26 protein-coding genes are annotated in these 26,688 nt (G+C 63.4%); 12 read left to right on the top strand and 14 right to left on the bottom strand.

Features of this window, described 5'->3' with window-relative positions; genetic code table 11:
- Positions 1-20: 20 nt before the first annotated feature.
- Positions 21-635, top strand: a complete 615-nt coding sequence (locus PPN31114_RS22250; protein ID WP_150681665.1) for a hypothetical protein — start codon at positions 21-23, stop codon at positions 633-635.
- A 36-nt stretch (positions 636-671) separates the two neighbouring features.
- Here the strand turns inward: PPN31114_RS22250 and fba are convergent, their stop codons facing one another.
- From fba to PPN31114_RS22275, 5 genes are all read right to left on the bottom strand, one after another.
- Positions 672-1,736: a class II fructose-bisphosphate aldolase gene (gene fba / locus PPN31114_RS22255; RefSeq protein WP_150681666.1), complete on the bottom strand. Its 1,065-nt coding sequence runs from the start codon at positions 1,734-1,736 to the stop codon at positions 672-674.
- Positions 1,737-1,859: 123 nt separating this feature from the next.
- Entirely contained in the window at positions 1,860-3,293 is a 1,434-nt protein-coding gene (pyk, locus tag PPN31114_RS22260) for a pyruvate kinase (protein WP_150681667.1), read from the bottom strand.
- Positions 3,294-3,533: 240 nt separating this feature from the next.
- Entirely contained in the window at positions 3,534-4,739 is a 1,206-nt protein-coding gene (locus tag PPN31114_RS22265) for a phosphoglycerate kinase (protein WP_150681668.1), read from the bottom strand.
- A gap of 87 nt (positions 4,740-4,826) precedes the next feature.
- Positions 4,827-5,150 carry an AzlD domain-containing protein gene (locus PPN31114_RS22270; protein ID WP_150681669.1) on the bottom strand — a complete coding sequence of 108 codons (324 nt, stop codon included), beginning with the start codon at positions 5,148-5,150 and terminating at the stop codon, positions 4,827-4,829.
- Positions 5,147-6,013, bottom strand: coding sequence for an AzlC family ABC transporter permease (locus tag PPN31114_RS22275; RefSeq protein ID WP_246182692.1), 867 nt, complete (start codon positions 6,011-6,013; stop codon positions 5,147-5,149). Before PPN31114_RS22275 ends, PPN31114_RS22270 begins: the two co-directional genes overlap by 4 nt.
- A 372-nt stretch (positions 6,014-6,385) precedes the next feature.
- On the opposite strand from PPN31114_RS22275, the gene PPN31114_RS22280 reads away from it, so the two are divergent.
- The 5 genes from PPN31114_RS22280 to PPN31114_RS22300 all read left to right on the top strand — a co-directional run bounded on the left by PPN31114_RS22280 (position 6,386) and on the right by PPN31114_RS22300 (position 9,949).
- Positions 6,386-6,583 (top strand): zinc-finger domain-containing protein, encoded by a 198-nt coding sequence (locus PPN31114_RS22280; protein ID WP_058377636.1) that lies wholly within the window; start codon positions 6,386-6,388, stop codon positions 6,581-6,583.
- A 104-nt stretch (positions 6,584-6,687) separates the two neighbouring features.
- Complete coding sequence (gene waaF, locus PPN31114_RS22285; protein ID WP_150681670.1) at positions 6,688-7,713, top strand: lipopolysaccharide heptosyltransferase II; 1,026 nt, start codon at positions 6,688-6,690, stop codon at positions 7,711-7,713.
- A 34-nt stretch (positions 7,714-7,747) separates the two neighbouring features.
- Positions 7,748-8,203: a nuclear transport factor 2 family protein gene (locus PPN31114_RS22290; protein ID WP_150681671.1), complete on the top strand. Its 456-nt coding sequence runs from the start codon at positions 7,748-7,750 to the stop codon at positions 8,201-8,203.
- 32 nt (positions 8,204-8,235) lie between these two features.
- The gene (locus PPN31114_RS22295) at positions 8,236-9,282 is read left to right on the top strand and encodes a YheT family hydrolase (RefSeq protein WP_150681672.1); all 1,047 of its coding nucleotides are present in this window, start codon (positions 8,236-8,238) and stop codon (positions 9,280-9,282) included.
- Positions 9,275-9,949, top strand: a complete 675-nt coding sequence (locus tag PPN31114_RS22300) for a DUF2946 family protein (RefSeq protein WP_150681673.1) — start codon at positions 9,275-9,277, stop codon at positions 9,947-9,949. Before PPN31114_RS22295 ends, PPN31114_RS22300 begins: the two co-directional genes overlap by 8 nt.
- A 62-nt stretch (positions 9,950-10,011) precedes the next feature.
- On the opposite strand, the gene PPN31114_RS22305 is transcribed toward PPN31114_RS22300, so the two are convergent.
- A complete protein-coding gene (locus PPN31114_RS22305) occupies positions 10,012-11,487 on the bottom strand; it encodes a M48 family metalloprotease (protein WP_246182693.1) in 1,476 nt (491 codons plus the stop codon).
- 196 nt (positions 11,488-11,683) lie between these two features.
- Here PPN31114_RS22305 and moaC point away from each other — a divergent pair, with 196 nt between their 5' ends.
- Entirely contained in the window at positions 11,684-12,160 is a 477-nt protein-coding gene (moaC, locus tag PPN31114_RS22310) for a cyclic pyranopterin monophosphate synthase MoaC (protein ID WP_150681675.1), read from the top strand.
- 96 nt (positions 12,161-12,256) lie between these two features.
- Here moaC and PPN31114_RS22315 read toward each other — a convergent pair whose 3' ends face one another.
- A complete protein-coding gene (locus PPN31114_RS22315) occupies positions 12,257-13,141 on the bottom strand; it encodes an EamA family transporter (protein ID WP_174988347.1) in 885 nt (294 codons plus the stop codon).
- A gap of 119 nt (positions 13,142-13,260) precedes the next feature.
- Between PPN31114_RS22315 and PPN31114_RS22320 the strand changes: the two genes are divergently transcribed.
- A complete protein-coding gene (locus tag PPN31114_RS22320) occupies positions 13,261-13,797 on the top strand; it encodes a MarR family winged helix-turn-helix transcriptional regulator (protein ID WP_150681768.1) in 537 nt (178 codons plus the stop codon).
- Between the two features lie 88 nt (positions 13,798-13,885).
- Here the strand turns inward: PPN31114_RS22320 and PPN31114_RS22325 are convergent, their stop codons facing one another.
- Positions 13,886-15,097 carry an MFS transporter gene (locus PPN31114_RS22325; RefSeq protein WP_150681676.1) on the bottom strand — a complete coding sequence of 404 codons (1,212 nt, stop codon included), beginning with the start codon at positions 15,095-15,097 and terminating at the stop codon, positions 13,886-13,888.
- Between the two features lie 103 nt (positions 15,098-15,200).
- On the opposite strand from PPN31114_RS22325, the gene PPN31114_RS22330 reads away from it, so the two are divergent.
- Entirely contained in the window at positions 15,201-16,178 is a 978-nt protein-coding gene (locus PPN31114_RS22330) for a LysR substrate-binding domain-containing protein (protein ID WP_150681677.1), read from the top strand.
- 163 nt (positions 16,179-16,341) lie between these two features.
- Here PPN31114_RS22330 and groL read toward each other — a convergent pair whose 3' ends face one another.
- The 4 genes from groL to PPN31114_RS22350 form a co-directional block, all read right to left on the bottom strand.
- Positions 16,342-17,988: a chaperonin GroEL gene (groL, locus tag PPN31114_RS22335; RefSeq protein WP_150681678.1), complete on the bottom strand. Its 1,647-nt coding sequence runs from the start codon at positions 17,986-17,988 to the stop codon at positions 16,342-16,344.
- A gap of 49 nt (positions 17,989-18,037) precedes the next feature.
- Positions 18,038-18,328 carry a co-chaperone GroES gene (gene groES, locus PPN31114_RS22340; RefSeq protein ID WP_150681679.1) on the bottom strand — a complete coding sequence of 97 codons (291 nt, stop codon included), beginning with the start codon at positions 18,326-18,328 and terminating at the stop codon, positions 18,038-18,040.
- A gap of 201 nt (positions 18,329-18,529) precedes the next feature.
- On the bottom strand, positions 18,530-19,852 hold the full coding sequence (locus PPN31114_RS22345) for an isoprenylcysteine carboxylmethyltransferase family protein (protein WP_150681680.1): 1,323 nt from the start codon (positions 19,850-19,852) through the stop codon (positions 18,530-18,532).
- Positions 19,849-20,442 (bottom strand): eCIS core domain-containing protein, encoded by a 594-nt coding sequence (locus tag PPN31114_RS22350; RefSeq protein ID WP_246182694.1) that lies wholly within the window; start codon positions 20,440-20,442, stop codon positions 19,849-19,851. Before PPN31114_RS22350 ends, PPN31114_RS22345 begins: the two co-directional genes overlap by 4 nt.
- 405 nt (positions 20,443-20,847) lie before the next feature.
- Here PPN31114_RS22350 and PPN31114_RS22355 point away from each other — a divergent pair, with 405 nt between their 5' ends.
- Entirely contained in the window at positions 20,848-21,732 is an 885-nt protein-coding gene (locus tag PPN31114_RS22355; RefSeq protein ID WP_150681681.1) for a hypothetical protein, read from the top strand.
- Here PPN31114_RS22355 and PPN31114_RS22360 read toward each other — a convergent pair.
- Positions 21,716-23,209 carry a sensor histidine kinase gene (locus tag PPN31114_RS22360; protein WP_150681682.1) on the bottom strand — a complete coding sequence of 498 codons (1,494 nt, stop codon included), beginning with the start codon at positions 23,207-23,209 and terminating at the stop codon, positions 21,716-21,718. The genes PPN31114_RS22355 and PPN31114_RS22360 overlap by 17 nt on opposite strands.
- Positions 23,206-23,949: a response regulator transcription factor gene (locus PPN31114_RS22365; RefSeq protein WP_150681683.1), complete on the bottom strand. Its 744-nt coding sequence runs from the start codon at positions 23,947-23,949 to the stop codon at positions 23,206-23,208. The genes PPN31114_RS22360 and PPN31114_RS22365 overlap by 4 nt, the downstream gene beginning before the upstream one ends.
- Positions 23,950-24,115: 166 nt before the next feature.
- Between PPN31114_RS22365 and msrB the strand changes: the two genes are divergently transcribed.
- Entirely contained in the window at positions 24,116-24,721 is a 606-nt protein-coding gene (msrB, locus tag PPN31114_RS22370) for a peptide-methionine (R)-S-oxide reductase MsrB (protein WP_217426976.1), read from the top strand.
- 64 nt (positions 24,722-24,785) lie between these two features.
- Positions 24,786-26,678 carry a cytochrome c biogenesis protein DipZ gene (locus PPN31114_RS22375; RefSeq protein ID WP_150681684.1) on the top strand — a complete coding sequence of 631 codons (1,893 nt, stop codon included), beginning with the start codon at positions 24,786-24,788 and terminating at the stop codon, positions 26,676-26,678.
- Positions 26,679-26,688 lie beyond the last annotated feature (10 nt).

Below are 26,688 nucleotides of genomic sequence, written 5' to 3' on the forward strand. Positions count from 1 at the left end.
CACCCGGGAGAGGGGCTGCCATGTCATCGACGTCGAACGCAACGCACGGCCATGCCGTCACCGCCGCCCTCGTGATGGCCGCCGCCATGGCACTCGCCAGCCCGGCCGCACGCGCTCAGAACGCCTCTGCAACATCGCCCGCTCAGCCGTCCGCGCCAGCTGCCTCGGCGTCCTCCGCGCCCCATATCCACGCCCCAGTACATCGCCCTGCCCCGGCCCATACCGCGTCGAGCGCGGCGGCGGCCGGCGCGCAGAACGCCGACGACCGCCCGGTGCTGCCGCGTCTAGTCGCCATTGCGACGCCGGAACCCGACGACGCCATCCCGCGCTTCGCGCTCTACGCGGCCCGGGATATCGAAACCATGGGATTGCAATTTCCGATGCAGGCCGAGGGTGTGGCGCCCGACGGCGATGTGGTCATCACGCTCAGCCTGCGCGAAGGCGCGACCACCCGGATGCGTGACTTCTCGCGGCAGCACATGAACGAGCCGATGACACTGATCGTCGATGGCGTGGAGATGCTCACCGCGACCATCCGCTCGGAATTAGGCGGCAAATTCCAGCTACAGATGCCCAAAGAAAAAGCCCGGCTTCTGTTCCAGCGCGTGCTGGCGAAGGCCGGGCCTGCTACCTGAGGTCCGAAGACCTCAAGCTTGATGCTTGCTTGATACTTACTTCACGATTTGTGCCAGATCGCCGCTCTTGTACTTCTCGGCCATCTTATCGAGCGCCATCGGCTTGATCTTGCCTGCCTGACCTTCGCAACCGAACGACAGATAGCGCGCCTTGCAAACCAGCTTGGCGGCTTCGCGTGCCGGCTTCAGGTAGTCGCGCGGGTCGAACTTGCTCGGGTTTTCGAACAGATAGCGACGGATCGCGCCGGTCATGGCCAGACGGATGTCGGTATCGATGTTGATCTTGCGCACGCCGTGCTTGATGCCTTCGACGATCTCTTCGACCGGCACGCCGTACGTTTCCTTCATGTCGCCACCGAATTCACGGATTTCGGCGAGCAACTCTTGCGGCACCGACGACGAACCGTGCATCACCAAGTGGGTGTTCGGAATGCGGCGGTGAATTTCCTTGATGCGGTCGATGGCGAGAATGTCGCCCGTCGGCTTGCGGCTGAACTTGTAAGCACCGTGCGAGGTACCGATGGCAATTGCCAGCGCGTCGCACTGCGTTTGGTTCACGAAGTCGGCAGCCTGATCCGGGTCGGTCAGCAGTTGCTCGCGCGTCATGGTGCCGTCGGCGCCGTGACCGTCTTCCTTGTCGCCCTTCATCGTTTCGAGCGAACCCAGCACGCCCAACTCGGCTTCCACCGTCACGCCGATGTAGTGCGAGAACTCCACGACCTTCTTCGAGACTTCGACGTTGTACTCGTAGCTGGCGACCGACTTGCCATCGGCTTCGAGCGAACCGTCCATCATCACGCTCGAGAAGCCGCTCTTGATCGCGGCCATACACACGGCGGGCGATTGGCCGTGATCTTGGTGCATCACCACCGGAATGTGCGGGTAGGCTTCCACGGCGGCAGAGATCAGGTGACGCAGGAACGCTTCGCCAGCGTACTTACGTGCACCTGCCGACGCCTGCATGATCACCGGCGCGCCGACTTCGTCGGCAGCGGCCATGATCGCGGACACCTGTTCCAGATTGTTGACGTTGAAGGCCGGCAGACCATAGCCGTTTTCGGCGGCATGATCGAGCAGCTGTCGCATAGAGACTAGGGGCATGATGTTCTCCTTGGAATCACAAATTAAGCAAATCTTTCGTCGACCCAGGGGTGCCCTTCATAACGACGGCTCGCGCGGCGCGAAACGCTGCTGCGTCTCGCCGCTCGCGCACGGCCCTCATCGTCATGCGTGCCCCACCTGGACGATTTTCAACGTATTGGTGCCACCGGGTTGTCCCATCGGCTCGCCCACCGTCAACACGATCGTGTCGCCGCGCTTGACCAATCCGCGCGCGAGCAACAACTGCTCGGCCTGCTTCAGCGCGTGATCGCGGTCATTCGTGGACTCGACGCGCATCGCAGCAACGTTGCGATAAAGCGACATTTTGCGCAGGCTCGAGAGCTGCGACGTCAGGGCAAAAATCGGCACGTGAATCTTGTGACGGGACAGCCACAGCGCCGTTGCGCCTGATTCGGTCAACGCCACGATAGCTTTCGCGCCAAGATGATACGCGGTAAACAAGGCGCCGGCGGCAATCGTTTGGTCGATGCGCGTAAAAGTTTGGTCGAGCCAGTCGCGGTCGAGTTCCACCGTCTCGAAGCGCTCGGCTTCGACACAGATGGTCGCCATCGTCGCGATGGTTTCCACCGGATACTTGCCCGCAGCGCTCTCGGCCGACAGCATCACGGCGTCGGTGCCATCCAGCACGGCATTGGCGACGTCCGACACTTCGGCACGCGTGGGCACCGGATTGTGGATCATCGATTCCATCATCTGCGTGGCCGTGATGGTGAGCTTATTCATCTCGCGCGCCAGGCGGATCATGCGCTTTTGCAGCGCCGGCACGGCGGCATTGCCCACTTCGATGGCCAGATCGCCACGGGCGACCATGATGGCGTCCGATGCGGCCAGAATTTCTTCCAGCGCCGGAATGGCCTCAGCGCGCTCGATCTTCGCGATCATGCGCGGCTTGATGCCGTACGGCTCGCCGGCCACATTGGCCAGACGGCGCGCCATTTCCATGTCGGTGGCGTTCTTCGGGAACGAGACCGCGACGTAATCGGCGCCCAGCGCCATCGCGGTCTTGATGTCTTCCATATCCTTCGCGGTGAGCGCCGGTGCCGTCAGCCCGCCGCCCTGGCGGTTGATGCCCTTGTTGTTCGAGAGATCGCCGCCGACCTTCACGGTCGTGTGAATCTCGTTACCGAACACGCGGTCGACCGTCAGCACGATCAGGCCGTCGTTGAGCAGCAGCACGTCGCCCGTGCGCACATCGCGCGGCAGTTCCTTGTAGTCAAGGCCCACGCGCTCGTCGTTACCGACTTCGCAATCGGCGTCCAGAATGAACGACGCGCCGGTTTCGAGCGTGGTCTTGCCGTTCTCGAACTTGCCGACACGAATCTTCGGACCTTGCAGGTCGGCCATGATGGCCACTTCGCGCCCAGCTGCCTTGGCGGCGTCGCGCACCATCTGCGCACGCTCGATGTGATCCTGCGCCTTGCCGTGCGAGAAGTTCAGCCGCACGACATCCACGCCGGCAGCGATCATGCGCGAGAGCACTTCCGGCGTGCTCGATGCCGGGCCGATGGTGGCGACGATCTTGGTGGAGCGGTTCATTACATCCATCTCTTCATCCTCTTTTGGTAGCAGCGCGTTCGACAATGCTGGCGCTTCGATGGTTGTACTTTATTTACGCGGCCAGAGGTTAACCAAAAAGTTCGTATTGTCCGTACGAAATCGTTCGATTCGAACTCAAACGTTCGCAATAAAGCATGCAAAACGACCCTGCACGCCCCATTTTCCGGACCAGTGAACTGGTCCTCCAGCCCCGCCCCACTTAGATCTTAGTCAGTCTCGTTAGTTGGCTTGTGCGGCGCGTTGTTGCAGCACGTCCACAGCCGGCAGCGTCTTGCCTTCCAGGAATTCCAGGAATGCGCCGCCGCCCGTCGAGATATAGCTCACCTGATCGGCAATGCCGTACTTGGCGATGGCGGCCAGCGTGTCGCCCCCGCCTGCGATCGAGAAGCCCTTGGCGGCAGCAATCGCGCGCGCCAGGGTCTCGGTGCCGTGACCGAACTGGTCGAATTCGAACACGCCGACCGGGCCGTTCCAGACGATGGTGCCAGCGCTGCCCAGTTGCTCCGCAAGCTTGGCGGCCGTTTGCGGACCGATGTCGAGAATCATGTCGTCGGCAGCCACGTCGGCGGCGGCCTTCACGGTCGCCTCAGCCGTCGGGCTGAATTCCTTGGCGCAGACCACGTCCGTCGGGATCGGCACCGAAGCGCCGCGTGCCGCCATGGCGTCGATGATCGCCTTGGCTTCTTCGACCAGATCGGCCTCAGCCAGCGACTTACCGATCGGCAGGCCAGCGGCCAGCATGAACGTGTTGGCGATGCCGCCGCCCACGATCAGTTGATCGACCTTGTCGGCCAGCGTCTTGAGAATGGTGAGTTTGGTCGAGACCTTCGAGCCCGCGACGATCGCCACAAGCGGGCGAGCCGGTGCGTTCAGGGCCTTGCCCAGCGCTTCGAGCTCAGCGGCCAGCAGCGGGCCGGCGCAAGCGGCCGGGGCGTACTTGGCGATACCGTGCGTGGTGGCTTCGGCGCGGTGGGCCGTGCCGAACGCGTCGTTCACATAGACATCGCAGAGCTTGGCCATCTTCTGCGCCAGTTCGTCGTTGTCCTTCTTCTCGCCCTTGTTGACGCGGCAATTTTCCAGCAGCACGACCGTGCCCGGTGCGACGTCGAAACCGCCGTCGACCCAGTTCGCGATGAGTTTCACGTCACGGTCGAGCAATTCCGAGAGGCGCTGCGCCACGGGGGCGAGCGAATCGGCAGGCTTGAATTCGCCTTCCGTCGGACGGCCCAGGTGCGAAGTGACCATCACGGCAGCACCGGCGTCGAGCGCCATTTGGATCGCCGGCACCGAAGCGCGGATACGCGTGTCTTCCGCGATTCGGCCTTCATCGTCCTGCGGCACATTCAGATCTGCGCGGATGAAGACACGTTTGCCGGCGAGGCGGCCCTGAGCGATCAAATCGGAAAGACGTACGACGGAAGCCATGAGAATCCGGAATAAATAGTGGGAAAAACATGCATTTTAACTGATCCCACTGCCCAATTGACCATTTTGGGTATCTCAGGGTTTCGCCTACAGGAACAGCCTTCCAAGCGTGTAGACCGCCATCCCGATGACGATCATCTCGATCATGTTGCGGCGCCAGACAAACCAGCCGGTGGCCGCCACCGCCGCCGCCAGCTTGTGATTGCCGATATGAAGCGCGAACTGATGATCGAGCAGCAGCACCTCGGGCACGACGATGACGGCCAGCGCCGCCGCCGGGGCGTAACGCAACGCACGTTGCAGCCGCTGAGGCAGCGTGACACGCTCGCCAGCGAGCAGGAAGAACGTGCGCGTGAGGATAGTCACGGCGGTCATCGCCACGAAGGCGAACCAGATTTCCCAGGTGCTCATCCGCGGCGCTCCTCGGTCAGTTCGTCGACCTTGCTGGCATCGCTGAGCTCGTTGGGCTCGTTGGGTCGGTCGAGCTGATTGAGACTATTGGGCCTATTGAGTTTATGGGCGCGGCGCGCGACGAGCTCGTCGCAAACCATACCCGCTGCGAGCGCCCCGACGACGCCCAGCACGAGATTGAGCCGGTAGGGCAGATCGAAAGCGAGCAGGCCGATGACCGACGCCAGCGCCACGGCCAGAAACATCGAGCGGGTGGAAATCGTGTGCACCATCATCGGAATGAGCGCGAGCGTGCCCGCGAAACCCAGGCCCCAGCTATCGGGCACGAGCGCGCCGAGCATGATGCCGATGATCGACGACACGTGCCACACCGCCCAATTACTGATCGTGATGCCGAAATACGTGCCCTCCTTGCCCGGCACGTAACCATTGGCGAAGTTCTGGTTCATGAACATCACGAAGCCCAGATCGCCGTTCACGTAGCCCAGCACGATGCGCCGGGGCAGCGACAGGTAGGAGAAATGCGGTTGCAGCGCCGCGCTGAAGATCACAAAGCGCAGATTGACGATGGCGACCGTGAGCAGAATCGTCCAGAGCGGCATGCCCGCGGCGAACAGCGGCAGCGTCGCGAGCTGGGCCGAGCCGGCGTAGAGCATCAGGCTCATGCCGATGGCTTGCGGCACGGTGAGGACCGATTTGCTCATGGCCACCCCGGTCACGAGGCCCCACGAGAAGATGGCAGGCAACAGCGGCGAAATAATGCGGAAACCGGCCGCGAACCCGTCACGTTCAGCGGCTGGCAAACGAAGCGTTGGCATGGTCTTGGGGGCGAGCGCCGTAGCGAGCGGCGCACTGGATGGCATAGCGGGGCAAAGCGGTCCCGACGGCGCCCGGCACGCCCGTTCGCCCGCCTGGCGTTGCCGGATTGTCTCCTGAATATATTCATCATCGATGGCGGACGACAGGCCATTATAGACACGGTAAATGTTTGCTTAGTACGCCACGGCGCACTGACTGCCGGTTTTTGCAGGTACAACGCACGAGGTGTCGCTTATGCGCCACTAATGCGCGACGTTGGGGCGTGCGTCGCCCTTGCGACGTGGCCTCATGCGTGGCGCAACCCGTCCGCAAAGGGGGCGGCTGCTTTACAATAGCGACTTTTGGCGAGCACGCAGCCCTGTACGGTGCGCCGTGCCAACTCCGAAATCCCGAATACCCATCACGGTCTGAACCCCATGAGCGAAGTCAAACAAATGCCGATCGTCGAAGTCGGCGCAGAAGATCTGCCGGTGCATTGCCCGAACCCGAAGATGGAAGCCTGGAGCGCCCATCCGCGCGTGTTCATCGACGTGACCCACGGCGAAGCCGCCTGCCCGTATTGCGGCACGCGCTATCGCCTGAAGGCCGGCGTGGTCCTCAAGGGTCACCACTGAGCCACCTGAGCGCTCACGCAAGCCCTGACCGGGCGCCAAGCACTCGCTGCGCCGGTCATCGGTGAGTTTCATCGCTACGCTTAACGTTTAGAGTCTCCGCCACGATGCATAAAGCCTTGGTGATCGCCCCCAACTGGATTGGGGACGCGCTGATGGCGCAGCCGTTGTTTACCCTGCTCAAGCGTCTGCACCCGCGTCTGACCATCGACGCGATCGCGCCGAGCTGGGTCGCCCCGGTTCTGGAGCGCATGCCGGAGATTTCGCGCGTGGTCTCGACCGACCTCGCGCACGGCAAGTTGCAGCCGCTCGCGCGCTATCAGCTCGCGAGCGTGCTCGCCGACGAGGGGTACGACGCCGCCTATGTGCTGCCGAATTCCTTCAAGTCGGCGCTGATTCCGTGGCTGGCGCGCATTCCATTGCGCATCGGCTACAAGGGCGAGCAGCGCTACGGCCTGCTCAACGTGCGCCACGCCAACCCGCGCAAGGACGAGCGCCCGCCGATGGTGCGGCATTACGCTGCGCTCGCGTTCGCCCCTGGCGCCAAACTGCCCGAGACGCTGCCCACACCGCGCATCGAAGCCGATTTGAATGAATCGGCACGCGTGTTCGCGCGCTTCAATCTCGATTTGCGCGTGCCGCTCGTCGTGTTCTGCCCGGGTGCCGAATTCGGACCGGCCAAACGCTGGCCGCCGGGGCATTTCGCGCAACTCGCGCAATTGGTGCGCCGCTCGTTCCCTTACGCGCAGATCATCGCGCTCGGGTCGGGCAAAGACGGTGCCCTGGCCCAGCAGATTGCCGCCGAGGCACCGTTCGTGCGTAATTTGTGCGGTCAGACGTCGCTGGCCGAGGCTTGCGCCTTGCTGGCACGTGCGAACGCGGTGGTCAGCAACGATTCGGGGCTGATGCACGTGAGCGCCGCCCTGCGTCGCCCGCAGATCGCGCTTTTCGGATCGTCCGATCCGCGCCACACGCCGCCGCTATCCGATCAGGCCCACATCCTGTGGCTACAATTGGAATGCAGCCCGTGCTTCGCGCGCGAGTGCCCACTGGGCCATACGCGCTGCCTGAACGAGTTGATGCCCGAGCATGTGTTCGCCAACGTGCGCAACATTCTGCTCACCCAGCGGTAAGTTCGCCCCCGGTTAAACCCAACGGTAGATCCTCATGCCACGTTTTGTCCGCCTGTTCGATGCCGCCAGTGAAACCATCACGGCCTTTTATGACGCGTTGCGCCGCGGTCAGACGGATCGCGCGATGTCGCTGTGGGCCAACGAGGATTTCGTGAGCTACATCCGCGCAGACGGCACGCGCTGGGACGGTCTGGAGCAGATTCGCAGCGGGTTGGTCGCACAGTTCGCGCAGAGCGTGGTGCTGATCGACTCGCTCGATACCACCGAGTACGACACCGTCGGCACCGTGGTGCACACCGCCACGGAAGCCATGCGCGTGGGTAAGGAAGATGCCGGGCAAACGACGGCGCAACTCATCCACACCACTTACGTGCTGGTGCACGAGCAAGGGGACTGGCGCTTTGCGCACATCCATTCGAGCCCGCTGCCGCCGCACGCTGTCGAGCAATTCAGCCTGATGATGCACGCCCGTCCGGACGGGCTGCACTGAACGTCACAAGGTCAGGTTAAGCGAGGCGCACCATGACGGCCCGGCCAGCGGCATTTTTCCCACCCGATTACCGCTCGCCGCGGTGGCTGCCCGATGGGCACAGCCAGACGATTTATCCCGCGCTGCTCGGCCGTCGCCCTCACGTCGAATTCAGGCGCGAGACGTGGGACACCCCCGATGGCGATTTCGTCGATGTCGACTGGTTGGTGGCACCGCCCGCCTCGCAGAAAGCGCCGCCTGCGCCCACCGATCTTGTCGAGACCCCGCTGGTCGTGCTGTTCCACGGTTTGGAAGGCAGTTCCGACAGTCATTACGCGCGCACGTTGATGCGCGAAGTCGAGGCGCTGGGCTGGCGCGGCGTGATTCCCCACTTTCGCAGTTGCAGCGGCCGCATGAATCGCGCGCCGCGCTTTTACCATTCCGGTGACAGTACCGAGATCGACTGGATCTTGCGCCGCTTGCGCGCACATGTGTCGGGGCCGATGTTTGCTGCGGGCGTGTCGTTGGGCGGCAACGTTTTGCTGCGCTGGCTTGGCGAACGCGAGGCCGATGCGGCGCAAATCGTGACGGCGGCGAGTGCAGTGTCGGCACCGCTCGATCTTCGCGCGGGCGGGCTCGCGCTCTCGCACGGCTTCAACATGGTGTACACGCGCAACTTTCTGGGCACGCTCAAGAAGAAGGCGCTCGCTAAGCTTGAACAGTATCCGGGGTTGTACGACCGCGATTTGATGATGTCTGCGCGCGACCTCGGCGAATTCGATCATGTGGTGACGGCGCCGCTGCATGGCTATCACAGCGCGTTCGACTACTACACGCGCGCGTCGAGCAAACCGATTCTTCCCGCGATCGAAGTGCCGACGCTGGTGCTCAACGCGCGCAACGACCCGTTCCAGCCCGCCAGTGCGTTACCCGGCGAGGCCGACGTGGGCCGCTACGTGCACTTGTTGCAACCGGCAAACGGCGGGCATGTGGGTTTCATGAGCGGCCCGTTTCCGGGCGGCATGACGTGGATGCCGCGCACTGTCGTCGATTATTTCCGTCAATTTTTGCCTCATTCACCGGCGGCACCCCATGGATGAACTCGTTCGACAGGCCATGGCCAAATGGCCCAACGTGCCACATTGCTACGGCTGGCTTTCGCTAGACCGTCGCGGGCAATGGCGCATGCGCGACGAAGCCGCACAGGCTGCGGGCGCGCCGGGCGATCCGATTCGTCATGCGGCGTTGCTGGCGTTTATCGCGCGCAATTACGAGAGCGACGACGCTGGGCGTTGGTATTTCCAAAATGGCCCGCAGCGCGTTTATGTCGGGCTGGCGTATGCGCCGTTCGTCGTGCGGTTGTCGTGGGATTCGGCAGCGAATGAGGGCCAGGGTGTGCCCGTGCTGACGGATCAATTGGGACGTGAGTTCACGGCGCAAGCGTGCTTGCTCGATGAGGATGGCAACGTGGCGTTTGTTGGGGCAACGCCGTCGGGCGACCTATCGGGCGACGATAGCGACGACAGTGAGCGCGGTCGACGTAATGCCCCGCTGGCCCTGCTGCACGATCACGACATCGATTTGCTCACCCGCGTTTCCGATCTGGCGCAGGCGGCGGAAATTGCGCAAACGTCCGACGAAACGGCCGACGCCGCTGCCGCTGTCCGGCTGCATTGGCAGAATGGCGATTCACTGCCGTTCGCAACCGTCCATGCGGGTACGTTGCCGCAAACGTATGGATTTGAGCGGGATCCGCGGGCTGACTAACCTGGCGATAAGGGGCCGCTGAAACCTCGGCACGTTACATCGTCGCGGCGTGCCCCAGCACCTCACCCAAACTGCTTGAAGTCCTTCTCGTCTTCCTTGTCTTCCTTATAGCGACGCTGGAATTCGTGAAGACGTGCGTCGATGGTCGACATTTCGTAGAAGTCGGCGTCACCGGCATCGCGGGCGAGTTTCAGTTGGCTGACTGCGGCCATCCACTGCCCTTGCAATGCGTATTGTTCGGCGAGCGCCTCATGCTGCTTCGCGCGCTTACCGCCTGCGGCCCACGCCCCCGCCAACGCCCGCCACCAAATCGGCTCGCTGCGATAGCGCTCGACCTGATCCTTCAGAAACTTCGTCGCGTCGGGAATTCGTTGGCTTGCGACAAGCGCGTCGGCATATGCCATGTCCGAAGCCTGCGACAACGGAAACGCCGCGCGCGCATCCGTAGCAATTTTCAGCGCGTCGGCGGCCCTGCCCTGCATCCGCGCAATATCCGATGCGAGAACGGCCAAACTCGGCGTGCCCACGCCCGTGCCGCCAAACGCCGCCCGCGACTTCTCCAGCGCCTCGCGTGCCGGTTCCCAGCGACGCTGTTTGTACTCCGCCAACGCCACCGCATACCAAGCCGCCGCAACACTCGGTGCCGTCTGCGTGCGAATTGCCGTGCGTTGCGCCTCGGCGATCAACGCGAAATCGCTTGCCGATTTCTGTTGCAACACCAATGACCGCGCCCGCACAAACGCATATTCAGGCGACTGCTCCGGCTGACGATATCCGGCATTGCGCGAACGGTTGAGCATGTCGGCAATCCGGTCCACCGTCAGCGGGTGAGTGCGCACGTATTCCGGCACGCCCGCTTCGTTAATGGCATCCGCGCGTTGCAGACGCTCAAAGAATGTCGGCATCGCATACGTGTCGAACCCGGCCGCTTGCAGCAACTGAAATCCAACGCGATCGGCCTCGCGCTCAGCATCGCGCGAGAACCGCAATTGACGATCGACCGCAAGCCCTTGCCCGCCCATCGCAATGCCCATGCCGAGGTCGGAACTTCGCGCCCCGATACCGGCGAGCAAGCCGAGCAGCAAGCCGCCCAGCGCAATCCAAGAGTTCTGCGCCTGTTGGCCGAGCATTCGCGCGATGTGATGTTGCAGAACGTGCCCCGTCTCGTGCCCCACCACCGACGCCAGCTCCGATTCGGTCCGCGTCGTGACGATCAGTCCGGTATTGATGCCGATGAACCCGCCCGGCAGCGAAAACGCATTGATCGCCGCATCGCGCACTACGAAGAACTCGAAGCTCTGGCTCGCGTCGAGCCCGACCTTGCGCGTCGCGGCAACCAACTTGCCACCAAGCGCATTGATGTAATCGGAGAGCAGCAGATCGGAGAGATAGTCGGGATCGGCGCGGATTTCGCGCATCACGCGCTCGCCGAGTTTGCGCTCCATGGCGGGCGATAAGTCGGCGGCCGAACTTTGTCCGAGGGTGGGAAGCGATTGCGCCGCCACGCGCGTGGGCGCGATGGCGGCAGATAACGTCATGGCTGTCATCACGGGCAGCAGTGTCCATGCGACAGCGCGCCGCCAGAGAGGACGGAATGAACGTGATGAACGCGTCATGAAAATGGGCGCGGCATGGCGCGGGTCGTTCGAGGCTGCTGCTATGATAGCAGCCAAGTGCGTACGTTCCCTGCGTGTTTCCCGACAGGTTTCGCACATCACATTCGGCACCTATTCCATGGCAGAACTTACCCATTTCGACACCGCTGGTCAGGCCCATATGGTCGACGTCGGCGGCAAGGACAGTACCCATCGCATCGCCGTTGCACGCGGCACCATCGTGATGAAACCGGAAACGCTGGCGCTCATTCGCACGGGCACGGCGAAGAAGGGTGATGTGCTGGGCATCGCGCGCATCGCCGCCATTCAGGGTGCCAAGCGCACGGCCGATTTGATTCCGCTGTGCCACCCGCTCGCCCTGACGCGCGTCACCGTCGAGTTTCTCGTCGACGATGGCGCGAATGCGGTCCATTGCCGCTCGCAGGTGGAAACCATCGGCCGCACAGGCGTTGAAATGGAAGCGCTCACCGCCGTGCAAGTCGGCTTGCTGACGATCTACGACATGTGCAAAGCGGTCGATCGCGGTATGACGATCACCGATGTGCGCGTGCTCGAAAAGCACGGCGGGAAGTCGGGGGATTGGGTCGCGGCGTAACAGGTATCACTCACGCATCACTCACGCATCACTCACACCGCACTCGCACATTCCGCACGCATCCAGCACGCATCACCGGCGAACCTTGCGGGGGCGTCACTTCCCCCGCGACGCCGTCCACTGCACGGCGAGAATGCTCGCGAACACCATCGCAAGCCCGACGAACGCAAAGCCGGTGATCGCCTGTCCGAGTAAAACCCATCCCAGCACCACCGCCGTCAGCGGGCTCAACAACCCGAGCGACGACACCGCCACCGGCGCTAAACGCGCAATCCCGCGAAACCACAACGCGTAAGCCAGCAGCGCGCCCGCCAGCGACAGGTACAAATATCCCGCCGTTTGCAGCAGCGTGAGCGCCGGTAACGGCGCATCGACCCACACGGCAAGCGGTGCCAGCATCAGCCCGCCGAGCGCCAGTTGCCAGCCCGTCAACGCGAGCACGGGCATGTCGATACGCCAGCGACGCGTCAGATACGTCCCCGTTGCCATGCTCGCCGCCCCCGCGAGCGCCGCCACAATGCCCACCGGCTCGAAGACCGTCGTCGGCGAAAGCAACAAAATCGCCATGCCGACCACGCCCGCCACCGCCGCCCACACGGTTGGCGTCAGCGGACGCTTGTGTTCCACGCCCCACGCCAACCCCATTACCAACAGCGGCTGAATCGCGCCGACCACCGCAGCCAAGCCACCGGGCAATCGGTACGCCGCCACGAACAACAACGCCTGAAACGCGCCGATATTGAGCGCCGAGAGCACGAGCAATCGCCCCCAATCGCGCGTTGCGGGCCATCGGCGCGCGTAAATCAGCAACAGCAGCCCCGACGGCAATACACGAATCAGCGCCGCGATGAATGGCCGATCCGGGGGCAACAACTGCGTCGTCACGATATAGGTCGAACCCCAGATCATCGGCGCGAATGCGGTGAGCAACGCGTCGATCCAGTTCAACCGCGCGGGTGAAGCCATGGTAGAGGTCGTCATGATGATTTATCTTCAATTCAAGATAAATCGCAGTTTGGTATCATTTTGTCTTGATGTCAAGATAAGCGAGGTCACGCATGGTGAGCCGTCAAACGCGCAAGGCCGATGCCAGCGAGGGAATGCAGAAGGAAAACACGAGAGGCGAGAGCGCCACACACGGCACGGGCGATGCCGTCGACGCGATTCTGGCGCAATGGAACCGGGAGCGCCCTGATCTGGATGTCACGCCGATGGCTGTCATCGGCAGGCTAAAACGCTGCGCGGCGCTGGTTCAGCAGCAACTCGACGCGACGTTCGCCGAGTTCGACATGAGCGGTTGGGAATTCGACATGCTGGCGACCTTGCGACGCTCGGGCGCGCCGTATCGGCTGGCACCGACGGCGTTGTTTTCCACACTGATGGTGACGTCGGGCACGATGACGCACCGGCTGCAACGTCTGGAAGCACGCGGCTGGATTGCGCGGGTTGCGAACCCGGAGGACGCTCGCAGCACGCTCGTGCAATTGACCGACACGGGGTTTGCACAAATCGAGCGCGCCGTCGACGCGCACGTGGCCAACGAGCATCGCATGCTCGCGCCGCTTTCCAAAGCGGCGCTCGCGCAGATCGACAGTGGATTGATTGCGTGGCTAAAGGCGCTAGAGGCTGAACGCTAGCCGATGCGCAATACCGCCGGTGCCGCCGATACCACCGGTGTCGCCGGTATCGCCGGTGCCGTCATGCAAACGGCACCCGTTTGATTCCTCAAGCCGCCGCGACGCGCCCGACGCGCTGCCGTTGCGGCCAGAAATACCACACCGCCCCCAGCACTTGCAGCACCACCAGCACCATCCATGCGGTGGAGTGCGCATGCGCGCTATGCGCCGGGAACGCACCAAGCACAGCGCCCACGCCCACCTGACACAGGAAGATCAGCACAAAGATCACGAGCGTGAGCGAGGTATTCACGCGGCCGATCAGCGTGCCGTGGAAGTGCTCGGCCAAGACGGCGTACGACAAGATACCCGTGCCGCCGAAAACGCCGTACGCCGCCCAAAGCCACACCGGCGGAATCGGCGCATCGAGCATCAACAACAATTGCACGGCGACAAAGACGACCATGCCAACGCCCGAAAACGCGAACACACTCACCCCGCGACGCTCGAGCGAACGCGCCGCCGCGCCGAACACCACGCTGCCCGCCATCATCGCCAGGCCGACGACGGACACCAGCGATGCCGCCTCTGCCGCCGACAACCCTTCCACATCGCGCATGTACGGTGCCATCCACAGCGACTGCATCGCATAGAACACGCCCTGCGTGATGCCCGAGAGCGACGTCACTTTCCAGAACATGGCGCTGCCGAGCACTTGCTTCACGCCTTGCAGCGCTTCCGACAAGCCGCCCTGCGCATGTGCGCCCGGCTTCTCCGGCGCGCCAAACCACAGCGCCACCGACATAAACACGGTCAGCCCGGCCAGCCCGAACGACACCATGCGCCAATCAGTCATGCCCAGCAGCCAATTGAGCGGCGAACCCACGACCACGCCGCCCATGCCACCCACGGCCATCACCAGCCCGTTGAGCAGCGGCAGACGCGCCACCGGAAACCATTGCGCCAACGCCTTGAACGCGCTGCCCAGGCACACCGACACGCCTACGCCAATGAGCAAGCGCCCTGCCATCAACGTGCCCACGCCCTGCGCGAGACCGAACAACGCAGCCCCGGCCGCGGCGAGTAACAGCACGAGCGACGCCACGCGGCGCGGCCCGAACTTGTCGAGCAAGACGCCCGCCGGCAGCTGCGCCCCGGCGAAGCCCAGAAAATAAAGACTCGTCAGCAAACCGAGATCGGCCGACGAGAGCCCGAGTTCGTGCGTCATATATGGCGCAAACCCAATGTTCACGCCGCGGTAAACGTAGGAAACGAAGTACCCGCAGGCGAACAGCACAAAGATGCGAAGTGCTTTCGACATGAAGCTAAACCTTAGTGATTTACTAGGGTTTGCATTGTCGGCAAAACCGGGACGTCAGGCCAACGAAACCTTTGCGCTCGCATTGTGAGTAGAATTTGACATCATGTTCCGACATCTCCCTCCCCTCCAATCGCTGCGCGCACTTGAAGCGGCCGCCCGTCATCGGAGTTTTACGCGGGCCGCCGAGGAATTGAATTTGACGCACAGTGCGGTGAGCCACCACATGCGCTCGCTGGAACAGCAACTCGGCACGCCCTTATTCCGGCGCGTCGGCGCCCGCATGGTGCCGACCAGTGTCGGGGCGCGGCTGGCAGAGCGTATCCGCATCGGCATGTCCGAACTCGACGAGGCGTTCACCGAGGCGCGCACGGGCACGGCGGCGGGCGCGTCGCCCAGTACTGTGCGGCTGGAAGTCAGCGTGATGACCGATCTGGCGGCGCAGTGGCTGATCCCCCGGCTCGATCGCTTCAGCGCGCAGCACCCCGGCATCGACTTGATGATTCGGCTGCACGCCGACATTGCCGCCCCTGATCCGTACTCGGTGGACGTCGGCGTCTGGCATCAGCGTGTGGAAGAAACCGGCTTTGTGACGCGTAAGTTGCTCGACGACTACGTGATCGCCGTCTGCCGTCCCGAATTGGTCGACCGAATTCCGAATTTCACGATTGCCGATGCCGCAAAGCTGCCGATGCTGCGCTTTTCGCATCGATCATGGCGCGACTGGTTGGTGGCGGCAGGGCTGCCGCCGCGCGAGCCCACACGCGGCCCAATTTTCGACGATGCGGGTTTGCTGTTACGCGCGTCCGTCGCTGGGCAAGGCCTCGCGACCACACGCAGCTTGCTGGTACGCGACGCCATCGCGGCGGGTGAACTGGTGCAAGTGGGTGACGTGTGCATTGCGCCGAGCCTCGAGTACTACGTGAGCTGGCGCGAGCATCATCCTCGCGAACGTGCCATCTACGCGTTCTGGCAGTGGATGCAGGAGGAAATTGCCGCGACGGTGCCGTTGGCCAAAGGGATCGGGCGCGGTGGTAAACCGGCGCTTCCCGAAGCGCAGAACGACGCCAACTGCGAGCGCTGACCCACGGCATCAATACCGTGCGGACATAAAAAAACGGCAACGAATTCGTGAGAACTCGTTGCCGCTTTTCTTTGGCGCGGACGTCCACGGCAACCCGTGACGTCCAACGACCGGGCAATCGGAGCGCCTCGCGGCGCCCCGGACATGCCGTCTCTTGCGAGACTTACATGCCCATGCCCATGCCGCCCATACCGCCCATGTCGCCCATACCGCCGGCCATCGGAGCATCTTCCTTCGGCAGTTCGGCAACGGCGCAGTCGGTCGTCAGGAGCAGGCCCGACACCGAAGCGGCGTTTTGCAGTGCGGTGCGGGTGACCTTCGTCGGATCCACAACGCCCATTTCCACCAGATCGCCGTACTCGCCGGTCGATGCGTTGTAGCCGTAGTTGCCCTTGCCGGCAATCACGTTGGCCACAACAACGCTGGCTTCTTCGCCGCCGTTCGTGACGATCTGACGCAGCGGCTCTTCCATTGCGCGCAGAACGATCTTGATACCGGCGTCTTGGTCGGCGTTAGCGCCCTTGATGTCGGCCACGGCCACGCGAGCGCGCAGCAGTGCAACACCGCCGCCCGGGACGATGCCTTCTTCCACGGCAGCGCGGGTAGCGTGCAGCGCGTCTTCAACGCGTGCCTTCTTTTCCTTCATTTCGACTTCGGTCGCAGCACCGACCTTGATCACGGCAACACCGCCGGCCAGCTTGGCCACGCGCTCTTGCAGCTTTTCACGGTCGTAGTCGCTGGTGGCTTCTTCGATCTGGGCGCGAATTTGCTTCACGCGTGCTTCGATGTTCACCGCTTCGCCGGCACCGTCGATGATGATGGTGTTTTCCTTGCCGATTTCGATGCGCTTGGCTTGGCCCAGTTCGTTGAGCGTTGCCTTTTCCAGCGTCAGGCCGATTTCTTCAGCGATGACTTGGCCGCCCGTCAGGATGGCGATGTCTTCGAGCATGGCCTTGCGGCGGTCGCCGAAGCCCGGGGCCTTGACGGCGCAGGTCTTCAGGATGCCACGGATGTTGTTGACCACCAGCGTTGCGAGGGCTTCGCCTTCGACGTCTTCGGCGATGATCAGCAGCGGACGGCCAGCCTTGGCGACTTGCTCGAGCACCGGCAGCAGGTCACGGATGTTCGAGACCTTCTTGTCGAACAGCAGGACAAACGGGTTCTCCAGGATCGCGACTTGCTTTTCCGGGGTGTTGATGAAGTACGGCGAGAGGTAGCCGCGGTCGAATTGCATACCTTCGACGACGTCCAGCTCGTCTTGCAGCGACTTGCCGTCTTCGACGGTGATCACGCCTTCCTTGCCGACCTTGTCCATCGCCTTGGCGATGTAGTCACCGATCGAGGTATCGCTGTTGGCCGAGATCGAGCCGACTTGTGCGATTTCCTTGTTCGTCGTGCAGGGCTTGCTGATCTTGCGCAGTTCTTCGATCGCAGCAGCCACGGCCTTGTCGATACCGCGCTTCAGGTCCATCGGGTTCATGCCCGAAGCCACGAACTTCATGCCTTCGCGAACGATCGACTGAGCCAGCACCGTAGCGGTGGTGGTACCGTCACCGGCGTTGTCGCTGGTCTTGGAAGCCACTTCCTTGACCATTTGCGCGCCCATGTTCTGGAGCTTGTCTTTGAGTTCGATTTCCTTGGCGACCGACACACCGTCCTTGGTCACGGTCGGGCCGCCGAAGCTGCGCTCGAGCACCACGTTACGGCCCTTCGGGCCCAGGGTCACCTTGACGGCGTTTGCGAGGATGTTGACGCCCTCGACCATCTTGGCACGAGCGGAATCGCCAAAAACGACTTCTTTAGCTGCCATTGCAATAACTCCTTGAATTCTTTACGAAAGATGTCTGGGGGAGACAGACTTACTGGGCCACGACGGCCATGATGTCTTCTTCGCGCATGACCAGCAGTTCCTGGCCATCGACCTTCACGCTTTGGCCGGCGTACTTGCCGAACAGAACACGGTCGCCCACCTTCACGTCGAGTGCGATCAACTTGCCTTGATCATCGCGCTTGCCCGGGCCGACTGCCAGGATCTCGCCCTGATCCGGCTTTTCAGCGGCGGCTTCAGGGATCACGATGCCCGATGCGGTCTTCGTTTCGTTGTCCAGGCGCTTGACAATAACGCGGTCATGCAAGGGACGAAGGTTCATTACAAGCTCCTCTTTTCTCTCAGTGAGATCGTCAAAACGGTATATGCAATATGTTGCACATATGGTGAATTCATGACGTTAGCACTCTACGCCAACGAGTGCTAATTATAGGGACGGGGTTTTACGATTTCAAGACGCGGGGTTTTCCCGGAGGTGAATATTCTTTCGTTTGAACCTGGATCGGGCCAGTCCGGCACCCGCTCAGCCGGCGTTCTGCACCGGCTGGCGCCCGCCCCGCAAGGGCCAACGGGGCAGAAACCGGAACAGCCCATTTGCGTCGACCCACTTCGCGTAGGCCACATAGACCGGGTCGCGCGACAGGTGCCGCTCTTCGGTCCACGCACGCATGGCATAGATTCCGTTGACCCCGAGCAAGAGCAAGCAGTGGCGCAGCGCCTCGTCGAGCGGCCCGTGAGCGACGAACGGAATGTAAATCAGCCACCACGACAAATTCTTCGCCACGTACGCCGGGTGTTTCGTCCAGCGATACGGGCCATTGGTGATGATGCCGCGATGGGTCAGGTTGGAGAAACGTGCGCCGAAGCTGATGGTGGCCCAAACGTAGATCATCGTGAGGGCCAGAATCGCGCAGCCCCAAATGCCATACAGCAGCGACGAGCCCCACAGCCACTGCCCCCACGCGAAACCAGTCTCGTAGCGCAGGTACTGACGCCCGATCAGCGACCAGAACGGTTCATAACAAGCCAGCGCCACCGCCCAGCCCAGCATCGTCGGCTCGGTGGAGCGTAAGTGCGTATCGGCCACGCGTAGCGTCAGCAGGTAGCCCATGGCCACCAGCCCCACGTCGATGAAATAGCACAGACCGTACAAGAGGTCGAACCAAGCCTTGAAGCCGGTGAGTTGCGCGAAGTCCGCGTTCATAAAGCGGGTGAGGTCATCGCACAAGTAGCCGAACATCAGCGGCAGGAAGAACCCTTTCACCACCCAGCCCAGCAGATGCTGGCCCAAGATGCGGCCATCCACCCCGCGCCACTGCAACGTCACCACTTGCCCCAGATGCCAATAGCCGTCAAACGGCTGCGGCATCCGGCGATCGACGAAGTGGATGTACGGCACGGCCAGCAGCAACCACGGCGGCAGTATCCAACTCAGCATCCGGTAATAGCGATCGTAAAAATCGCCGTGATACTCGGGAAAGAGCCAGTACAGCAGCGCGACAAACCCAAGACTGCCCAGCAGTCCGGCGAACTTGAAGCCTGTGCGAGACCACGACGGGGTATCGCGCTCGAAGCTCAAACCGGTGGAGGTGCGCCGGTACGACTTCTGCCACGACAGATCAACGAGCAGCAGCACCGCCGAGGTCATACCGATCATGAACAGCGCCGAGGCCACGACATCGTTGCCGAAGGGACGGTAGAGGCGCAGAAGTGCAAGAGACGCAAGAAAGGCCAGCAACCCGCAGGCGGCCACCAGGCCGTGCGTTGCCGAGCGTGGGCGGGCAGCGAGTGTCCCGCCAGCGGGGTCATCGCGTTCAGGGCCGTCAGATGCCGTGCCGTGGGTCATGACTTCCGTCCGATCTTGCGCTGTATGAGCTCGTCGTCATCCAGTGCATGGCCTGGCCCCGCCATCTGGGCAGGCGCCGATTGGCCGGAAGCCAGCGCTTTCGCCCCCATCTCGTCGGCTTCACGCTCCAACCCGGTGTCGTCGTTGATCGGCACGCCGGTTTTCATCTGCATCGTGGGCTGGACTCTGCCCTGCGCCTGCTGCACGACGTGCCAGGCTTCATGCGGGAGGTGGTGTTCTTGTCCGGGAGCGAGATGGATGTCACTGCCCTGCGCATAGGCATGGGCATTGAGCTGCGCCGGGGCCGACGAGTTGTAGTGCACTTGCACGTGATCCAGGCTCATGCCGGAGAGCGATTCGACACCGGCCTTGAGTGAGTCGGGGAGTCCAGTCCGATTGATCGGCGCCTGCGCTTCGCGCTGCGCGACCATCCGTGGGCTGTTTTCCGCCATCGACTTCATCTGGCGCAGCGCTTCGGCCTCGGGGCGATTGTCCGAAAACTCGGTACCGCTCCCCATGCCGGACGCCTTGCCCTGCACGACATGTACCGCGTCGTGAGGCGCCGCTGACTTTCTGATCCACTCGCCCATATGCATCCCCGGGGAAACATCGCTTTATGGTCAAAACTTTCCGGCAATGATAAGGGTCAAGCGCAGCAAAAACAAATACTTAGGCTGCCCGCATACCGACACCCTCCGGGCAAAGCCAGGAACCCGTCACAGAGTGCCGGTACAATCGGGGGAAAATTTCTCCGGCAACCTTTCGTGATGACGTCCGCTTTATCTGTCCGACCTGTCCGATCCGTGTTCTCCGCGCGTTCTGTTCTTGGTTCTCTCGCCCTGGCTGTTCTCCTCGCCGGTTGTGCCTCCAGCCCGCCGCGCCTGACGGAGCAAGCCTCCCAGTCGAGCGCGGCTGCCAGCGCCCCGGCCACAGCCTCTCCCGCCGACAATGCCCCCCAAGCCGCGAGCGCACCGCCCGCGCCGTTGCCGTGGTGCGTGCAAACCTCGCTGCGTGAAGAAGATGACCTGATGCGTAACTTCGGCGGCATCCCCGCCGGTGTGCGCCGTATCGAAGAAACCCGCTTTATTGCCAGCTACGACCGTGCCACGGGCAAGGTCGGCGCGCTCGATAACGGCAACCGCTTCGTGATGGATTTCGATCCGCAGGGGCACTTGCTCGCCAGCACCGACCGGGGACGCTATACCTACGCCGCCGATGGCCGTTTGTTGAGCGTGGATGGCGCGTCCGTCGCGTGGCAAGGCGACGACGAGTGGATCGTGAACGGTGCGACGAAGCGTGGTACCTGGCGGGAGCAAGTGCGCCAGGACGGCGACCACGTCGAATGGACACGGCGCATTCTGGTGGGCGCGAATGGCACGCACCATCGCCGCCAGGGCAGCTTGCAGGCGCGCCTGTTCGACGACGAATGCTTCGTACTCTCACGTCAGTGGGAAGCCCCCAACGAGTCGCGTCAGATCATCACCGCCGACGGCAAAGTGCGCGCCGCCCCCAAAGTCGTTTCCTACCGCACGTTTGCCAACGTGGAGCGCAAGCCCGACGGCAGCCGTATCGTGCGCGACACGGGCGCTGCCGCGTACATCGACGGCCAATGGCTGCCACTCGCGTGGGATAACGAAGTCTCGGAATATTCGCCGCGTCACGAACTCGTGCGCGTCACGCGCACCGATGCCGCCACCGGCGAGCGCCACGTGTCGGAGTATCACTATCGCCACGACAAGCGCGGCAACGTCGTGCGCGTGGTGATTACTTCGCCGTCGTCGAATGGCGAGAAGATCGATCCGTTTGCCAACGTCTTCGTGCGCAAACTGACCTATTTCGATGCCGCCGTTCCGGCAGGCAAACTCACGTCGGCAGAGTAAAGCGGAACGTCGCGCCGCGGCCCGACTGACCGGCCGGCGTTTCCACTAACGTGATCCGGCGTCCGTGCAGTTGCAGAATGCGGTGCACGATGCGCAAGCCCAACCCGCCCTCGCGTCGCGCGCCGCCCACGGTGAAGGGCCGCTCGAAGAGGCCTTCACGCGCACTCTCGGGAATGCCCGGTCCCGTGTCGCTCACACGCACTTCAATCTCCGCCCCTGCGGGCGCCACCGACACCAGAATCTCACCGCCCGACGGCGTATAGCGCAGCGCGTTTTCCAACAGATTGGTAAACACACGCTCGATCAACCCCAGATCGGCGCGCGCGGTCGGCACCTGCGGCGCGAGTTGTGCCCTTAGTGCCACGCCACGCGACTCAGCACTGAGTTCGAATTTCTGGAATACATCCTGAATCAGGTCGGTCACCGAGAACGGCTCGGCCTCGGGCTGCACGAAACCGTGCTCCAGACGCGCCAGCTCGAACAGCGACTGCGCCAGCGCCCCCACCTTGCGGCTTTGGTCGAGCGCGATGCCCAGATAGCGTCGCCGGTCGGCAGGCGTGAGCGTGGCGTCCTTGAGCGATAGCGTTTCCAGATACCCGTGCAGCGACGAGAGCGGCGTGCGCAAATCATGCGAAATATTGGCGATCAACTCGCGCCGCTCTTGATCCTGCCGCGTGAGCGTGCGCCATTGCTCGCCAAGCCGATCCACCATCTGCCGGAACGCGCGCTCCAGCACCACGATCTCGTCGTTCGGCCGCGCCTGTTGCGACGCCAGTTCATCGGCGGAGACGGCAGGCAGCGGCGCGGGCGCGGCGTCGATATCGAATTCGCGCACCGTATCCGTCAGGCGGCGCAATGGGCGAGTGATCCATGCAAACGCCGCCAGACCGGCGATCAGACACAGCGCCGCCACCAATCCGATCGACCACAACGCTGTATTGAGCGCCGCACTCGTCGCCCCGCGTGCGGCGAAACGATCGTGGGCTTCGCCCAATAGCACCACATAGATATAGCCGACCTCCTGCCCATTCACCCGCAACGGCGCAGCGCTGAAGACCTTGCGCACATCGGTGTTGCGCGGGTCGTCGCCATAAATCGGTAACGCCTCGCCGTCGATGAGCCGATGCACGGGCGCGAGATCGATCTGCGTGCGCCGCAGATGTCCTTCCGGTGCGGCGTGCCCCGTAATGCGCCCCTGTTCGTCGAGCAGATACACCTCGACGCTCGGGTTCACCACCATGAGTTGTCCGAACAGACGCCGCACGGCATCCGGCTTCATGCCGTTGGCGTCCATGAGTTGCGCATTGGCGGCGATATGCTCGGCCAGCCCGCGCGAGAGCCCTTGAATCACTTCGGCCTCGTGCATGCGGTTAGCACGCACTTGCAGCCATGCCGACGTGCCGCAGCACACCAGCAGCAACACCGCGAAGACGAGCGAAAGACGCTGGGTCAGCGTGAGATTCCATTTGCGCATCATGCCGCCCCTGCATCGGTCGAATTGCCGTCGGACGACGCATCGCTCGCGAACTTATAGCCGCGCCCCCAGACCGTGAGAATGCGCGCCGGTTGCGCGGGGTCGGCCTCGATCTTCGCGCGCAGGCGGTTGATATGGGTGTTGACCGTATGCTCGTAGCCCTCGTGCTGGTAGCCCCAGACAGCATTGAGCAGATCCATCCGGGAGAACACTTTGCCCGGCTGACGGGCGAAGAAATACAGCAGGTCGAATTCGCGCGGCGTCAGGTCGAGCAACTTGCCACCCAGCGTCGCCTCGCGCGCAATCGGATCGATAAACAAGCCCGCCACGGCGAGACTTCCGGCCTCCATGCGGGCATTGCGGGCCAGCGCGTCCACCCGGCGCATGAGCGCCTTGACCCGCGCGACCAGTTCCAGCACGGAAAACGGCTTGGCCAGATAGTCGTCCGCGCCCAGTTCCAGCCCGAGAATGCGGTGGACTTCGCTGGCACGGGCACTGGTGATGATGATTGGGGTGTAGCGCGTCATTTCGCGGGCGCGGCGGCAGATTTCGAGGCCATCGACACCGGGCAGCATCAGGTCGAGAATCAGGGCATCCCAGCCGCCTTCGGACAGGCGGCGCAGGCCCTCGTCGCCATCGGCGGCATGCACGACCTCGAAACGCTCGTCGCGCAGGTGCAGCGTGAGCAGGTCGGCAATATGCACGTCGTCTTCGACGAGCAAGACACGGCGCGGCGAATCCATCGTAGGGACAGCTCCCGGAAAAGGTGGGTCTTGGAGACCTCATTGTGCGCAGTTCGGGCCGCGCGAGGTATCACGAATTGTTTAATCTTACGTGAGGACTTCGCCACCCCGGACGCACTACCCTTCAGTCATCGATCCACCATCGGCCCACCCACCGGAGGATGCCATGAAGTTGTCCGGCAACAAGCCATCCCAAACGTCTCAGACTGATGCCCCTTCCGCCCTTGCCACAGCCTCCGGCGAGCGCCAATCCACGCCGCGCCGCCTGTTTCTGCTGAGCGCCACGGCAGCGGCTGCCGCGCTGGCCGCCGGGCTCGTGCCGCGCCTCGTGCGTCCGGCCCGTGCCGACGACGCCAAGGGCGCGGGCAAGCCGGACCACTTCGAAGTGGCCTACAGCGACGCCGAATGGCGCAAGCGTCTGACGCCCGCCCAATACGAGATCCTTCGGCAGGAAGGCACCGAGCGGCCGTATTCCAGCCCGCTTAACGACGAACACCGTACCGGCACGTTCTTTTGCGCCGGGTGCGCCTTGCCGGTCTTCTCGTCGCGCACCAAGTTCGACAGCCATACCGGCTGGCCGAGCTTCTGGACGCCGCTCGATAACGCCGTCGGCACGCACACCGACACCAGTTTCGGGATGATTCGCACGGAAGTGCACTGCCGACGCTGCGGCGGCCATCTGGGCCATGTGTTCGATGACGGCCCCAAGCCGACCGGCCTGCGCTACTGCATGAACGGGCTGGCCATGACGTTCCGCCCGCAACCTGCCTGATTTCCGCGTGATCCCTAACAAAAATACCCCCGGCGCAGCCGGATCTCGCTAAAGGAGTGCTTTCATGACCTTGCTCATCCTCGCCTATCTCGGCGGGATCCTGACCATCGTCAGTCCATGCATCTTGCCGGTGTTGCCATTCGTGTTCTCGCGCGCGGGGCAGTCGTTCTCGCGCAGCGTGCTGCCGATGCTCGCCGGGATGGTGCTGATGTTCGCGCTCGTCGCCACCCTCGCCGCCGTGGGCGGTAGCTGGGTCGTGCAAGCCAACCAATATGGCCGCTGGCTCGCCCTCGCGCTGGTCGCCCTGTTCGGTGCCACGCTGCTGTTCCCGAAGCTCGCCGAACGCTTGACCCATCCGCTCGTGTTGCTGGGCGACCGCCTGTCGCAGTCGACACAGGGCGATGGCTCGACCGGCGATTCGGCAACGTCCGGCGCCCGCCCCGGCGCGTCGTTCCTGCTGGGCATCGCCACTGGCTTGCTGTGGGCGCCGTGCGCCGGTCCGATCCTCGGGCTGCTGCTCACGGGCGCCGCTTTGCAAGGGGCGAGCATCGGCACAACGTTGCTGCTGTTCGCGTACGCCGCAGGTGCCGCGACATCGCTCGCCTTAGCGTTGCTCGTCGGTGGACGCGTCTTCTCCGCGATGAAGCGCTCGCTCGGCGCTGGCGAATGGATTCGCCGCGTGCTCGGCGGTCTGATGATCGCGGGGGTGGCCGCCATCGCCCTCGGACTCGATACCGGCGTGCTGGCGCAACTCTCGACCGCGTCGACCGGTGGCATCGAGCAAAAGCTCGTCGATCAGCTTGGCGCTCGCCGCGATGGAGCGAATGGGGCGAACGGCACCAATGGCGGTGCCGATGCGAATGCCGCCGGGGCACAACCAGCCAACGATGCGGGGGGTGACACGGCAAACGGCGGTCCGGCCATGATGGCAACCAGCAACGCCATGACGCGCACGGCCGCGTCCGGGTCAGCCGCTGACCCCGCCCCGCTGCCGGTCGAAGGCCAGTTACCCCCGCTCGACGGCGCGGTGCAGTGGCTCAACTCGCCGCCGCTCACGGCACAAGCGTTGCGCGGCAAGGTCGTCCTCATCGACTTCTGGACGTACTCCTGCATCAACTGCCTGCGCACGCTCCCGTACGTGAAGGCGTGGGCGCAGAAGTACCGCGATCAGGGCCTCGTCGTCATCGGTGTCCATGCGCCGGAGTTTGCCTTCGAGCGCGATATCGGCAACGTCAAGAAAGCCGTGAAAGACCTCGGCGTCGACTACCCCGTCGCCATCGACAACAACTACGCGATCTGGCGCGCCTTCAATAACCAGTACTGGCCAGCGCACTACTTCGTCGATGCAGAAGGCCGGGTGCGTTATCACCACTTCGGCGAAGGCAACTATGCCGAGTCCGAGCGCGTGATCCAGCAACTGCTGCGCGAAGCCGGTGCCACGCAAGTCGCCAGCAACATTGCCGACGTGCAAGCCACTGGCATTCAACAAGCCGCCGACATGCGCGACGTGCGCTCGCCGGAGACCTACGTCGGCTACGAACGCGCAGAGAACTTCGCCTCGCCGGGCGGTGCCGTGCGCAATCAGGCCACCGACTACCGCGCACCGTCGATGCCTTCGCTCAATGCGTGGGGCCTCGGCGGGGCGTGGACGGTCGGCGCGGAGCACGCCACCGCCACCAAGGCGGGTGCCCGCATCGTCTACCGCTTTCACGCACGCGATCTGCATCTGGTGCTGGGCCCGGATGCCAACGGCAAGCCCGTGCGCTTTCGTGTGACGGTCGACGGTCAGGCTCCGGGCGACGCCCACGGCACCGACGTGGCCGCCGACGGCACAGGCACCGTGACCTCGCAGCGTCTGTATCAGCTAGTGCGCCAGTCCGGCGACGTGAGCGATCGCACCTTCAGCATCGAGTTTCTGGATCCGGGCGTGTCGGCCTACGCCTTCACCTTCGGTTGATCGAATCGGG

This window comes from Pandoraea pneumonica, from assembly GCF_902459645.1.
Lineage (GTDB): Bacteria > Pseudomonadota > Gammaproteobacteria > Burkholderiales > Burkholderiaceae > Pandoraea > Pandoraea pneumonica.